The 11,985-nt window shown below is 70.3% G+C and carries 11 protein-coding genes and 1 tRNA gene; 7 read left to right on the forward strand and 5 right to left on the reverse strand.

Going from position 1 to position 11,985, the window contains the following annotated elements; all coding sequences use genetic code 11:
* Nucleotides 1-54: 54 nt before the first annotated feature.
* Nucleotides 55-1,554 (reverse strand): DUF2252 domain-containing protein, encoded by a 1,500-nt coding sequence (locus tag RZ84_RS18215; RefSeq protein ID WP_043265188.1) that lies wholly within the window; start codon nt 1,552-1,554, stop codon nt 55-57.
* Nucleotides 1,555-1,995: 441 nt separating this feature from the next.
* Nucleotides 1,996-3,216 carry a YhgE/Pip domain-containing protein gene (locus tag RZ84_RS18220; protein ID WP_052230008.1) on the reverse strand — a complete coding sequence of 407 codons (1,221 nt, stop codon included), beginning with the start codon at nt 3,214-3,216 and terminating at the stop codon, nt 1,996-1,998.
* 172 nt (nt 3,217-3,388) lie between these two features.
* Between RZ84_RS18220 and RZ84_RS18225 the strand changes: the two genes are divergently transcribed.
* The gene (locus tag RZ84_RS18225; protein ID WP_043265189.1) at nt 3,389-3,823 is read left to right on the forward strand and encodes a MarR family winged helix-turn-helix transcriptional regulator; all 435 of its coding nucleotides are present in this window, start codon (nt 3,389-3,391) and stop codon (nt 3,821-3,823) included.
* Between the two features lie 27 nt (nt 3,824-3,850).
* On the opposite strand, the gene RZ84_RS18230 is transcribed toward RZ84_RS18225, so the two are convergent.
* Entirely contained in the window at nt 3,851-4,213 is a 363-nt protein-coding gene (locus RZ84_RS18230) for a winged helix-turn-helix transcriptional regulator (protein WP_043265190.1), read from the reverse strand.
* Between the two features lie 126 nt (nt 4,214-4,339).
* Between RZ84_RS18230 and RZ84_RS18235 the strand changes: the two genes are divergently transcribed.
* Nucleotides 4,340-4,990, forward strand: coding sequence for an FMN-dependent NADH-azoreductase (locus RZ84_RS18235; RefSeq protein WP_043265191.1), 651 nt, complete (start codon nt 4,340-4,342; stop codon nt 4,988-4,990).
* A 107-nt stretch (nt 4,991-5,097) separates the two neighbouring features.
* Here RZ84_RS18235 and RZ84_RS18240 read toward each other — a convergent pair whose 3' ends face one another.
* Nucleotides 5,098-5,346 carry a hypothetical protein gene (locus RZ84_RS18240; RefSeq protein ID WP_043265192.1) on the reverse strand — a complete coding sequence of 83 codons (249 nt, stop codon included), beginning with the start codon at nt 5,344-5,346 and terminating at the stop codon, nt 5,098-5,100.
* Nucleotides 5,347-5,497: 151 nt separating this feature from the next.
* A tRNA-Leu gene (locus RZ84_RS18245) sits at nt 5,498-5,581 on the reverse strand.
* Between the two features lie 448 nt (nt 5,582-6,029).
* Between RZ84_RS18245 and RZ84_RS18250 the strand changes: the two genes are divergently transcribed.
* From RZ84_RS18250 to RZ84_RS18270, 5 genes are all read left to right on the forward strand, one after another.
* The gene (locus RZ84_RS18250) at nt 6,030-6,848 is read left to right on the forward strand and encodes an FhaA domain-containing protein (RefSeq protein WP_043265193.1); all 819 of its coding nucleotides are present in this window, start codon (nt 6,030-6,032) and stop codon (nt 6,846-6,848) included.
* 10 nt (nt 6,849-6,858) lie between these two features.
* Nucleotides 6,859-7,380: an FHA domain-containing protein FhaB/FipA gene (locus RZ84_RS18255; RefSeq protein WP_043265194.1), complete on the forward strand. Its 522-nt coding sequence runs from the start codon at nt 6,859-6,861 to the stop codon at nt 7,378-7,380.
* A 132-nt stretch (nt 7,381-7,512) separates the two neighbouring features.
* Nucleotides 7,513-9,051 (forward strand): Stp1/IreP family PP2C-type Ser/Thr phosphatase, encoded by a 1,539-nt coding sequence (locus RZ84_RS18260; protein ID WP_043270219.1) that lies wholly within the window; start codon nt 7,513-7,515, stop codon nt 9,049-9,051.
* Nucleotides 9,052-9,074: 23 nt separating this feature from the next.
* Nucleotides 9,075-10,457: an FtsW/RodA/SpoVE family cell cycle protein gene (locus RZ84_RS18265; RefSeq protein ID WP_043265195.1), complete on the forward strand. Its 1,383-nt coding sequence runs from the start codon at nt 9,075-9,077 to the stop codon at nt 10,455-10,457.
* Nucleotides 10,454-11,923 carry a peptidoglycan D,D-transpeptidase FtsI family protein gene (locus RZ84_RS18270; protein WP_043265196.1) on the forward strand — a complete coding sequence of 490 codons (1,470 nt, stop codon included), beginning with the start codon at nt 10,454-10,456 and terminating at the stop codon, nt 11,921-11,923. Before RZ84_RS18265 ends, RZ84_RS18270 begins: the two co-directional genes overlap by 4 nt.
* Nucleotides 11,924-11,985 lie beyond the last annotated feature (62 nt).

Genomic DNA, 11,985 nt, shown 5'->3' on the forward strand with positions numbered 1-11,985 from the left:
GCCCCGTGCCCCCTGCCCCGCTCTCCCGTCCGCGCCCCGGTCCCCGTCCGCCCCTCAGACGCCGCTCTCCGCCGCGATGCGTCCGCTCCGCACCGCCGCGACCAGTACCGCATGGTCCGCTTCCGTCCGGTCCGCGTACGCGACCGCGAAGCGCGCTATCGCCTCTTCCAACTCCTCCCCCTTGCCGCAGTACCCGGCCAGCACCCGCGGATCGGCGCTGTGGGCATGGGCGCGGGCCAGCAGCGCGCCGGTCATCCGGGCGTAGTCGTCCAGTTGCGCCGCCGAGAGCCGGGCCGGATCCACGCTCCCCTTACGGTTCCTGAACTGCCGTACCTGGAACGGCCGTCCCGGTCCCCGGCCGTCCGGCAAGCCCGTATCCCCGGAACCCGGCCCAACACCGTCGCCGCTCCCATCCGAGGCTGTGCCCGGACCGTCCCCTCCCCCTCCCCCTTCGCCGTCCGGCATCGTCGCCCACCCCAGCAGCACGTCGCTCACCACCTGCATCCGTCGCTGCCCTAGCACCACCCGGCGTCCCTCGTGTGCGACCGGCGGGACCGGGAAGCCCGCCTTCGCCACGAACGGTGCCAGCACCGAAGGGCGTGCCTCCTTCACCTGGAGCACCAGTGGCTCGCCTCGGTGGTCGAGCAGCAGCACGACGTACGACCGCAGTCCGACACTTCCCGTGCCGACCACCCGGAAGGCCACGTCGTGCACCGCGTACCTGGCGAGCAGCGGGTGGCGATCCTCCGGAAGCGTCTCCAGATAGCCGGCGAGCGCGGTGGCGACCGTCGCCGCCTCGGCGTCCGGCACCCGCCGCAGTACCGGCGGCGCGTCCACGAAGCGACGGCCGCCGTCCGGCCCTTGCTCCGTCGACTTCGCCGCGAACCGCGCGCTGGTGTTCTTGCGCGCCTTGGCGGCGACCCGCTCCAAGGTCCCGAGGAGATCCCGGGCGTCCGTGTGCGACACCAGTTCCTCGTCGACGATCGCGTTCCACGCGTCCGTCACCGGGAGCTTCGCGAGCAGCCGTATCGTGCGGCGGTACGCGCCGGCCGCGTCCCGTGCCGCGGTGTGGCAGTCGTCCTCGCCGGCGCCCGCCTCCCGGCCGGCCAGCACTATCGAGGTCGCGAGGCGCTTCGCGTCCCATTCCCACGGCCCGTACACGGTCTCGTCGAAGTCGTTGAGGTCGATGACGAGGCCGCCGAGGGCGTCGCCGTAGAGGCCGAAGTTGGCGGCGTGCGCATCGCCGCACAGCTGGGCCCCTATGCCGGTGACGGGGCTTGCCGCCAGGTCGTGCGCCATGAGTCCGGCCGAGCCGCGGAGGAAGGCGAAGGGACTGGCGGCCATCCGTCCGACGCGGATGGGTGTCAGTTCGGGCAGCCGCCCCGCGTTGGACTTCTCGACCTCCGCCACGGCGTCGGGTCGGTCGGGCGCGATGCGCAGTGCGGCCTGTTCGGCGCGCGGCAGCCGTTCCCGTAGCGCCCGGCCCCTGGCCTTGGCCGATGGTGTTTCCTCGTCCGCCCTGGCGAACCCCGGTACGTATGGCACACGCGACACTGCGGGCCACCTCCCCCTTCACGACGCTGCCTGCACACGGCGTCCCGGCACGCCCGGCACACCGGCGCCCCCACATCCGTCCGGCTCACCGGCTTTTCCGGTGCGCCGATCACGACGTTACCGAGACTCACGCGAGGGCTGCAGGGCCTGTGGATAACTCTCCGCAGGACCGGAAACGACAGAACAACCGGAACAGCCGGAACGACCGGAATAACCCGAACGACCCGAATGACCGGTTGGAGATACGGAGTTGAGGGACGGAGTCGACGGCGGAGCGGAAGGTGGAGTTGTGGGGTCAGGGTGAGAGGTTAGGTTGAAAGGTCGGACGGAGAGTCGGGCTGAGACCTCGCGTTGAGAGCCCGGTTGATGCACCTGATGGAGAGCCGACCCTGCCCACGCCCCCACTCTCCCGGCCACACCCGCGGCTCACACGCCCCGGGCCTACACCCCCACCGCCTCCTCCATCTCCTCTTCGGCGTCCGCCCGTTCCGGCAGTCGCGCCGCCGGCCGCCGCGGTGCCCGCTCCGGCGCCGTTGCGGCGATCGCGGCTGCCGCCACTGCCGTCGCGCTGGCCACGGCGTCCGCTTGGGCCGCGCGCCGCCGCTGTTCGGTGAGTGCGGCGACGCCGACCATGAGCAGGCCGGCGAGCAGCCAGCCGACCAGTGTCCAGACGTGGCCGGCGAGGCCGTAGCCGTCGAAGTAGATGTGGCTGCGGGTGCCTTCCACGAAGCCGGCGCCGTTCCAGAAGGAGTGGAGGGCGGCGAAGAATCCGTTCTGCATCTCGGGCCGGAAGATCCCGCCGGACGAGGTGAAGTTGAGCATCACGAACAGCGCCATGACTCCGAGCGTCGTCCAGCGCTTGAGGAAGGTGTGCAGGCCGGTGCCGATCAGCAGGATGCCCGCGGAGTACAGCCAGGCCATGCCCCACAGCCCCCACTTTCCGTGGTCGACGAGGTGGAAGACGGGGCCGGCGAACAGCGTCCCGATGATGCCGACCACGAAGGACGTGCCGATGGCCAGCATTGCCCGTAGCCGCATCGGGAGGGCGGCTCCGGCGCCGCCGATGACCGCGACGGAGGCGTACGAGCCGATGCTGATGGCGACGAGCAGGAAGAAGATGCCCTGTCCTGTGGGGTCGTCCTTGGCCGTCGGCGCCACGTCGGTGACCTTCAGGGGGGCACCCTGCCGGGTGGCGAGCGGGGTGAAGATCTTCTGCACGACGGAGGCGCTGGTGTCGGAGCCGGCGGTCGCGACGAGAAGTTCGGGGGCGGGCCTGGCGGCGGCGCCCGGGGAGGCCGCGGTTCCGCCGGCGGCGCCGGGGCCGGTGCCGCCCATCACGTACGCGCCGAAGATGTCCTGGTGCTTCAACTGCTCGACGGCGGCGGCGCGGTCGGGCACGGTGCGGGCCTCCAGGTCGCCGTGTGCCGTGTCGTTGATGGTCTGGGCGAGCACCTGGGCGTGGGTGCCGGATCCGACGACCGCGACGGGCAGGTGGTGCGGCGAGGGGTTGGCGAAGGCGCCCAGGTAGGCCAGGCCCATCCCGATGCACATCAGGAGCGGGGTGATCAGGTGGGTCAGTATGTGCCGCAGCTCGCCCGGTTGGGCGCCGCGCCGTTCGCTTCGGTGGTCGTTTCGGTGGTCGGTGCGCCGGACCGCGCTCATGGGCAAGCCCTCTCCGCTGTTCGTCTGGTCGTCGGGGGAGTTGTCGCCGGCCGGCGGCTCCGGGGGTCGGGGCGTGTGCGGTCAGTAGGCGGTACACGCAACCCACACAGTTGGCTATTACAACTCTCAATCCACGTTGTACTATACAACTACTTCGGCGAAAGGCAACCCCGTGACCCACCGCGACGACTCCGTCGAGACCATCCAGCAGGAGATGACCGCCTTCGCCCGGCGCGCCCGCGCGACCGCCGCGCGGATGCACCCCGAGCTGTCCCTGGTCTCCTACACACTGCTGGCGCACCTCGACGACCAGCACGGATGCCGTGCCACCGACCTCGCGGCGCACTACCTCCTGGACAAGTCGACGGTCAGCCGGCAGATCGCCGCCCTGGAGAAGCTCGGGTTCGTCGAGCGACGCGTGGACCCGGACGACCACCGTGTCCAGGTACTGCACCCCACAGCGAAAGGCGCCCAGGTACTGGCCAATGTCACCGCCAGTCGCCGCCAGGCGTTCCACGAGCGGCTCGCCGACTGGGACGAGGCCGATCTCGACCGCTTCGCGTCCTATCTGGTGCGCTACAACGCCGCCCAGGAGCGGCTCGGCTGAACCGGCGCGCCCCGGGGAGCCGAGGCGCTACTTGCGGAACCGCTCCGGGCACTGCCCGCCGTCGGCCAGATAGGTCTCCGCCCAGCGCCCCAGTTCCTGGAGGGCGGGCTCCATCGCGCGGCCGGCCTCGGTGAGCCGGTAGGAGACCCGCAGCGGGGGCCCGGCGTCGACCTCGCGGACGACCAGGCCGGTCGCCGCCAGCTCCATCAGGCGGTCGGACAGCATCCGCTCGCTGATGCCGGGGATGGCCCGGCGCAGGTCCGCGAAGTGCACGGGTCCGGGCATGAGCGTCGCCACGATGAGGCCCGTCCAGCGCTTCCCGAAGAGTTCGAAGACGCGCGTCATGCCGCCGTCGACCTTCCTGCACGTCGCCTCGCCGTGGTCCGCCATAAGCCCAGGGTACCGCCCTCCGGTTGGCTGCTAAAAAAAAGTAAGCCCCTGTGTTATGAATAGTGACGTACGGATTTCAACTAGCGACCGGGCACCGACCGGCCGCCTACCGAAGGACGGGTCCCCATGGCCACGCTTCTGCTCATCGACTCCTCCGTCTTCCCCGAGGGCGGCTCCGCCTCCCGCTCGGTGACCTCGGCCTTCCGCAAGACCTGGGAGGAGCAGCACCCCGACGGCACCGTCATCCACCGCGACCTGGGCGCCGACCCGGTGCCGCACCTCGACGGCGTCGGCGCCTCCGCCGGCTTCGCCGACCCCGCCACGCACACTCCCGAGCAGCAGGCCGCCTTCGCGCTGCGCACCCGGCTCGCCGAGGAGCTGGAGCGGGCCGACGCGATCGTCATAGGCGCGCCCATGTACAACTTCACGATCCCGTCCACCCTCAAGGCATGGCTCGACCAGGCGATCATCATGGGACGTACGGCCGGTGAGAACTCGTCCCTCAAGGGCAAGCCGGTCACCGTCGTCGCCAGCCGCGGCGGCTCGTACGCGCCGGGCACCCCGCGCGAGCCCTTCGAGTACGTCCAGAACTACCTGGAGGCGGTGCTGAACGGCGCGTTCGGCCTGGAGGTCGACTTCATCGTGCCCGAGCTGACCATGGCGCCCGCCAACCCGGCGATGGCCGAGCTCGTCCCGCTGTACGAGACCTCCCGCGACAGGGCCCACGAGGAGGCGGCGGCCAGGGCCAAGGCCCTCGTCGAGCGCCTCGCCGCCTGAGACGGCCGGACACCGCGCACCCGTCCGGACACCGCGCGCCCGCCCCGGGGGCCGCGGCCACGAGCCCGACCGGCCCGTGCCCCAACACCCCCGGGTCCGCGCCCGGTTCAGCCCTCCCGGCCCGGCGCCCTCCCCAGGGCCACCGTCGCCGGCGCCCCGGCCGCGAGCGCGCCGCCCGGCACCGGCGCCCCGACGGTCCCCCGGCCGTCCGCGGCCCACCCGCCGACCAGCGCGCCCAGCGCGATGGCCCCGTTGAACACCGCCACGAACAGCGCGGCGGCGGCCTCCCCGGCGCCCGGCGCCGCCGCCATCAGCCAGGTCTGCCGCGCGTTCGGCGCTTCGGTGACCGCGGCCACCGAAGCGCCGCCGGAATCCGTGAACAGCCGGGCAGGGGCGCGAATGTGACGTAAGACTCAAGTCGCCCCGTCACGACCTGTGGGGCGGGCCATGGGCATGACGAAAGACCCCCGGTCTCCGGATTTCTCCGGAGACCGGGGGTCTTATCTGTGCGCGAGGGGGGAGTTGAACCCCCACGCCCTTTCGGGCACTGGAACCTGAATCCAGCGCGTCTGCCTATTCCGCCACCCGCGCATGGGTGCTGTCGGTTTATTCTCTCACGCGATCCGGGTTGTTCCGTCCGGGTCTTGTGCGAGCGCCTTCCGACATGCAGAACACTAGCACGCAGTCGGGGGTGCCTTCACACGCCTTTCCCCCGGTCCCCGGCCCGCGGGGCCCGGGCGGCACTCCGCGGCGTTCCCGTACGTTCGCCGGGAGGACCCCCGGCGCTGGCCGGACTCGGCCCCCGCCCCCTCGGAGGGGTCGGCGGTTGCGGGACACTGTTAACGGGGCACATCTACGATCGCAGTGCACACGAGACGAGGAGGCCGGCAGGGAGGGCGACGGGCACCGGGCAACCCTGTGGTGGGCGACACTCGTCCTCCAGGCGGGAAAGGGGAACCAGCCGATTTCCCGGCGCGTGGATACGATCAGTAAGCAGTATCAGGACGACCCTGAGGAAGACTGAGGAAGGAGGTGCCCCGTGGGAGTACTGAAGCGCTTCGAGCAGCGACTCGAAGGTCTCGTCAACGGCACCTTCGCCAAGGTGTTCAAGTCCGAGGTGCAGCCCGTTGAGATCGCCGGCGCACTGCAGCGCGAGTGCGACAACAACGCCACCATCTGGAACCGCGACCGCACGGTCGTCCCCAACGACTTCATCGTCGAGCTGAGCACCCCGGACCACGAGCGGCTGAGCCCCTACAGCGGGCAGCTCGGCGACGAGCTCTCCGGCATGGTCCGCGACTACGCCAAGCAGCAGCGGTACACCTTCATGGGCCCGATCAAGGTCCATCTGGAGAAGGCCGACGACCTCGACACCGGCCTCTACCGCGTCCGTAGCCGCACGCTCGCCTCCAGCACGTCCCAGGACCACCCGGGCCAGGCCGCGGCAGCCGCCCGCACCGCGGCGCCCCGCGGCGGTCATGTGGGTCCGCCCCCCATGCCCACGTCCCCGCCCCCCGGCGGCGCGGCGCCCGCATCCCGTACGGCGGCGCCCGGTGCCGGGCCGCAGCCCTACGCGCAGACCCGGCGCTGGATCGAGATCAACGGCACCCGCCACCAGATCTCGCGCCCGACCCTGGTGCTGGGCCGCAGCACCGACGCCGACGTGCGGATCGACGACCCGGGCGTCTCCCGGCGGCACTGCGAGATCCGGGTCGGAACGCCCCCCACGATCCAGGATCTGGGTTCCACCAACGGCATCGTGGTGGACGGGCAGCACACCACCCGCGCTAATCTCCGCGACGGCTCGCGGATCGTCGTGGGCAGTACCACCATCGTTTACCGGCAAGCCGAAGGGTGAAGCGGGGCCAATGTCAGAGCTGACCCTGACGGTCATGCGGTTGGGTTTCCTCGCCGTACTGTGGCTGTTCGTCATCGTGGCCGTCCAGGTCATCCGCAGCGACCTGTTCGGTACGCGCGTCACCCAGCGCGGTGCCGCCCGCCGTGGGGGGGAACCGCGTACCCGGCGCCAGTCCGCGCCGCCGCAGCAGCAGCGACGCCAGGAAGGCGGTCGCGGCGGCAACCGCCAGCGGCGCGGTGCCCCCACCAAACTGGTGGTCTCCGAGGGCACGTTGGCGGGTACGACCGTCGCCCTCCAGGGGCAGACGATCTCCCTGGGGCGGGCGCACGACTCCACGATCGTGCTGGACGACGACTACGCGTCCAGCAGGCATGCCAGGATCTACCCGGACCGTGACGGCCAGTGGATCGTCGAGGATCTGGGTTCCACCAACGGCACGTATCTTGACCGGACCCGACTGACGACCGCGACACCGATTCCGCTGGGAGCCCCGATCCGCATCGGCAAGACCGTCATCGAGCTGCGGAAGTAGTACGACAATGAGCGAGCGGAGCGAGCGAGCCGTGACGGTCCACTCGGCGGACCCGGGCGTGCTCCCGACCGGAGGGTGGGCAGTGTGGCTCGAGGAGACCGGCTGTACCCCGAGCCGACGGGTGAGGTGCGCATGAGTCTGTCGCTGCGCTTCGCCGCCGGATCGCACAAGGGCATGATCCGCGAGGGGAACGAAGACTCCGGTTATGCCGGGCCCCGTCTGCTCGCCATCGCCGACGGCATGGGCGGCCAGGCCGCCGGTGAGGTCGCCTCGTCCGAGGTGATCTCCACCCTCGTCCAGCTCGACGACGACGTCCCGGGCTCGGACATCCTCACCTCCCTGGGCAGCGCCGTGCAGCGCGCCAACGAGCAGCTGCGGGTGATGGTCGAGGAGGACCCCCAGCTGGAGGGCATGGGGACGACGCTGACCGCCCTGCTGTGGACGGGTCAGCGGCTCGGTCTCGTCCACGTCGGCGACTCGCGCGCGTATCTGCTGCGCGACGGGGTGCTGACGCAGATCACCCAGGACCACACCTGGGTGCAGCGGCTGGTCGACGAGGGCCGCATCACCGAGGAGGAGGCCACCACCCACCCGCAGCGGTCGCTGCTGATGCGGGCGCTGGGCAGCGGCGACCACGTCGAGCCGGATCTGTCGATCCGCGAGGTGCGGGCCGGGGACCGGTATCTGATCTGCTCGGACGGGCTGTCCGGGGTGGTCAGCCACCAGACCCTCGAAGAGACCCTGGCGAGCTATCACGGGCCGCACGAGACCGTCCAGGAGCTGATCCAGCTCGCCCTGCGCGGTGGCGGTCCGGACAACATCACCTGCATCGTCGCCGACGTCCTGGACGTGGACGGCAACGAGGCGATGGCCGGCCAGCTCAACGACACCCCGGTGATCGTGGGCGCCGTCGCCGAGAACCAGCACCAGCTCAACGACCCCAGCACGCTCCAGACGCCGGCCGCCCGCGCCGCCGAGCTGGGCCGCCGGGACGCTCCGCCGGCCCCCGGGGGTGCCTTCGGGCCGCCCGGAAGCGGTGACCCGGAGGTCGGCGGGATGCCGCAGGGTTCGTTCGGCGCGTACGCCGACGAGGACTTCCTCAAGCCGCGGCGACGCGGGCGGTGGCTCAAGGCGTCGCTGTTCACCGCGCTCGCGCTGGCCGTGATCGGCGGCGGGCTGTACGCGGGCTACCAGTGGACGCAGACCCAGTACTTCGTCGGCGCCAAGGACGACCACGTCGCGCTCTACCGGGGCATCAGCCAGGACCTGGCCTGGATCAAGCTGAACTCCGTCGACGAGGACCACCCCGAGATCGAACTCAAGTACCTGCCGGTCTACCAGCGGAACCAGGTCAAGGAGACGATCGCGGTCGACAACCGCAGCCAGGCCGGCGAGAAGGTCACCGAGCTCGGCAAGCAGGCCAGCGCCTGCCAGTCCAAGGAGCAGCGGGAGGCCGCCGAGCGCGCGGCGGCGGCTGCCAAGGGCAAGGAAGCGCAGCCCGGCAAGCCCGGCGGCAAGCCCGCGGCCGGCGACAAGACGGGCAAGACCGGCACCGGCAGCGGCCTGGCCGGGACGCTCTCGGCGCCCGCCACCACCACCCCTACCCCCCCGCCCAGCCAGACGCCCTCCGAGGAGCAGCAGAAGCTGGAAAAGAATTGCAGCACCCAGTGAGGGCGTAGGGGGCCGTAGATTCCATGAGCAGCGTCACCACCACGACCACCATCGGCACCTTCGCGGCGCCGAGCCGGCGCAACACCGAGTTGGCGCTGCTGGTCTTCGCGGTGCTGATCCCGGTGTTCGCTTATGTCAACGTGGGCCTGGCGAAGGACGGTTCGGTGCCGGCCGGTGCGCTGGGTTACGCGGTGGGTCTGGGGCTGCTGGCGGGTGTGACGCATCTCATCGTGCGCAAGTGGGCGCCGTACGCGGACCCGTTGATGCTGCCCGTGGCGACGCTGCTCAACGGTATGGGTCTGGTCTTCATCTGGCGTCTTGACCAGGAGCCTTCGCTCGGCAAGGCGATGGCGCCGAACCAGCTGCTGTGGTCGACGCTCGGGGTCGCGCTCTTCATCGGCATGCTGATCCTCCTCAAGGACCACCGCGTCCTGCAGCGCTACACCTACATCTCGATGGTGACAGCGCTGGTGCTGCTGATCGCGCCGGTGTTCTTCCCCGGTGTGAACGGCGCGAAGATCTGGATCACGATTCCGGGGCTCGGGTCGTTGCAGCCCGGCGAGTTCGCGAAGATCGTCATCGCGATCTTCTTCGCCGGGTACCTGATGGTGAAGCGGGACGCGCTGGCGCTGGCCAGCCGCCGCTTCCTGGGGCTGTACCTGCCGCGCGGCCGGGACCTCGGCCCGATCCTGGTGATCTGGGCACTGAGCCTGATGATCCTGGTCCTCGAGACGGACCTCGGTACGTCCCTGCTGTTCTTCGGCCTGTTCGTGGTGATGCTGTACGTCGCCACCGAGCGCACCAGCTGGATCGTGTTCGGTCTGCTGCTCAGCGCGGGCGGCGCGGTCGCGGTGGCCACCTTCGAGTCGCACGTACAGACCCGGGTCCACAACTGGCTGAACCCGCTGGAGCTGGTCAACGGCGGTGTGACCGAGACCGCACAGGCGATGTACTCGTTCGGGTCCGGCGGCCTCCTGGGCTCCGGTCTGGGGCAGGGCTACTCCCGGCTGATCCAGGGGATCGCGCCGAAGAGCGACTACATCCTCGCCACGGTGGGCGAGGAGGTCGGCCTGGCCGGGCTGATGGGCCTCCTGCTGCTGTACGGTCTGCTGATCGAGCGCGGTATCCGTACGGCGCTGGCCGCCCGCGACCCGTTCGGCAAGTTGCTGGCCGTCGGTCTGACCGGCGCCTTCGCCCTTCAGGTCTTCGTGGTGGCCGGTGGTGTGACGGGCCTGATCCCGCTGACGGGCATGACCATGCCGTTCCTGGCCCAGGGCGGCTCGTCCGTCATCGCGAACTGGGCGCTGGTGGGGATCCTGATCCGCATCAGCGACACCGCGCGCCGTCCCGCTCCCACTCCCGCCCCGTCGACCGACGCCGAGATGACCCAGGTGGTCCGCCCGTGAACAAGCCCCTGCGCCGGGTCGCGATCTTCTGCGGCCTGCTCGTCCTCGCCCTGCTGATCCGCGTGAACTGGGTGCAGTTCGTGCAGAGCGACCAGCTCAAGAACGACCCGCACAACCGCCGGGTCGCCATCGAGCGCTACAGCACGCCGCGCGGCAACATCATCGTCGACGGCAAGGCCATCACCGGCTCGACGACCACCGACGTCGGCGACTTCAAGTACAAGCGCACGTACAAAGACGGCAAGATGTGGGCGCCGGTCACCGGCTACGCCTCGCAGGCGTTCGACTCCAACCAGTTGGAGAAGCTCAACGACGCCATCCTCACCGGCACCGACGACCGGCTCTTCTTCAGCCGCACCGTGGACATGTTCACCGGCGGCAAGCAGAAGGGCGGCAACGTGGTGACGACCCTGGACGCCAAGGCCCAGAAGGCCGCCTTCGACGGTCTCGGCAACAGCAAGGGCGCGGTCGTCGCGCTCAACCCGGAGAGCGGCGCGATCCTGGCACTGGCCAGCACCCCGTCGTACGACCCGTCCACGTTCGCGGGGATGAGCAACAAGGACGCCGCGGCGTACAACGCGCTCCAGAAGAAGAACGACCCGGACGAGCCGATGCTCAACCGGGCGCTGCGCCAGACCTACCCGCCCGGCTCCACCTTCAAGATCGTCACCGCCTCGGCGGCCCTGGAGAACGGCCTCTACACCGACGTCGACGCCAAGACCGACTCGCCGGTGCCGTACACGCTCCCCGACACCACCGGCATCCAGCTGAAGAACGAGGGCGACATCCCCTGCGAGAACGCCAGCATGCGGGTGGCGCTCCAGTGGTCCTGCAACACCGTCTTCGGCAAGATCAGCGCGGATCTCGGCAACAAGAAGATGAAGGCCGAGGCGGAGAAGTTCGGCTTCAACAGCGACACGATCGACACTCCGGTCCGCGCCGCCGAGAGCATCTTCCCCAAGGACAACCGGCCGCAGAACGCGATGGCCGGCATCGGCCAGGCGTCCAACCGCGCCACCCCGCTCCAGATGGCCATGGTCGCCTCCGCGGTCGCCAACGGCGGCAAGCTGATGAAGCCGTACATGGTCGAGCAGCTGGTCGCGCCGAACCTCAACGTCGTCCAGCAGCACACGCCGCAGGAGATGAGCCGGCCGCTCAAGCCGGAGAACGCCCAGAAGATCCAGAGCATGATGGAGACCGTGGTCAAGGAGGGCACGGGAACCAAGGCGCAGATCCCCGGCGTCACCGTCGGCGGGAAGACGGGCACCGCGCAGCACGGCGAGAACAACAAGGACAACCCGTACGCCTGGTTCATCTCCTACGCGAAGACCGCCAAGGGAACCCCGGTCGCGGTCGCCGTCGTCATTGAGGGATCGGACACGCTCCGGGACGACATCGCCGGTGGCCAGCTCGCCGCTCCGATCGCGAAGAACGTGATGCAGGCAGTTATCGAAGGCGAGAAGTGACGCGGGTCATGCCCATACCGGTCACGTATCAGGTTGCGGCTCCGGCCCGGCCCGGTACGGCG

It is taken from the genome of Streptomyces sp. CT34 (assembly GCF_000805335.1).
Classification (GTDB): domain Bacteria; phylum Actinomycetota; class Actinomycetes; order Streptomycetales; family Streptomycetaceae; genus Streptomyces.

What these genes read in the sequence shown, in the direction of transcription:
- RZ84_RS18220 (WP_052230008.1), bottom strand. Translation starts at nt 3,216, where the DNA reads ATGAGCGCGGTCCGGCGCACCGACCACCGAAACGACCACCGAAGCGAA.
- RZ84_RS18230 (WP_043265190.1), bottom strand. Translation starts at nt 4,213, where the DNA reads ATGGCGGACCACGGCGAGGCGACGTGCAGGAAGGTCGACGGCGGCATG.
- RZ84_RS18235 (WP_043265191.1), top strand. Translation starts at nt 4,340, where the DNA reads ATGGCCACGCTTCTGCTCATCGACTCCTCCGTCTTCCCCGAGGGCGGC.
- RZ84_RS18255 (WP_043265194.1), top strand. Translation starts at nt 6,859, where the DNA reads ATGTCAGAGCTGACCCTGACGGTCATGCGGTTGGGTTTCCTCGCCGTA.
- RZ84_RS18260 (WP_043270219.1), top strand. Translation starts at nt 7,513, where the DNA reads ATGAGTCTGTCGCTGCGCTTCGCCGCCGGATCGCACAAGGGCATGATC.
- RZ84_RS18265 (WP_043265195.1), top strand. Translation starts at nt 9,075, where the DNA reads ATGAGCAGCGTCACCACCACGACCACCATCGGCACCTTCGCGGCGCCG.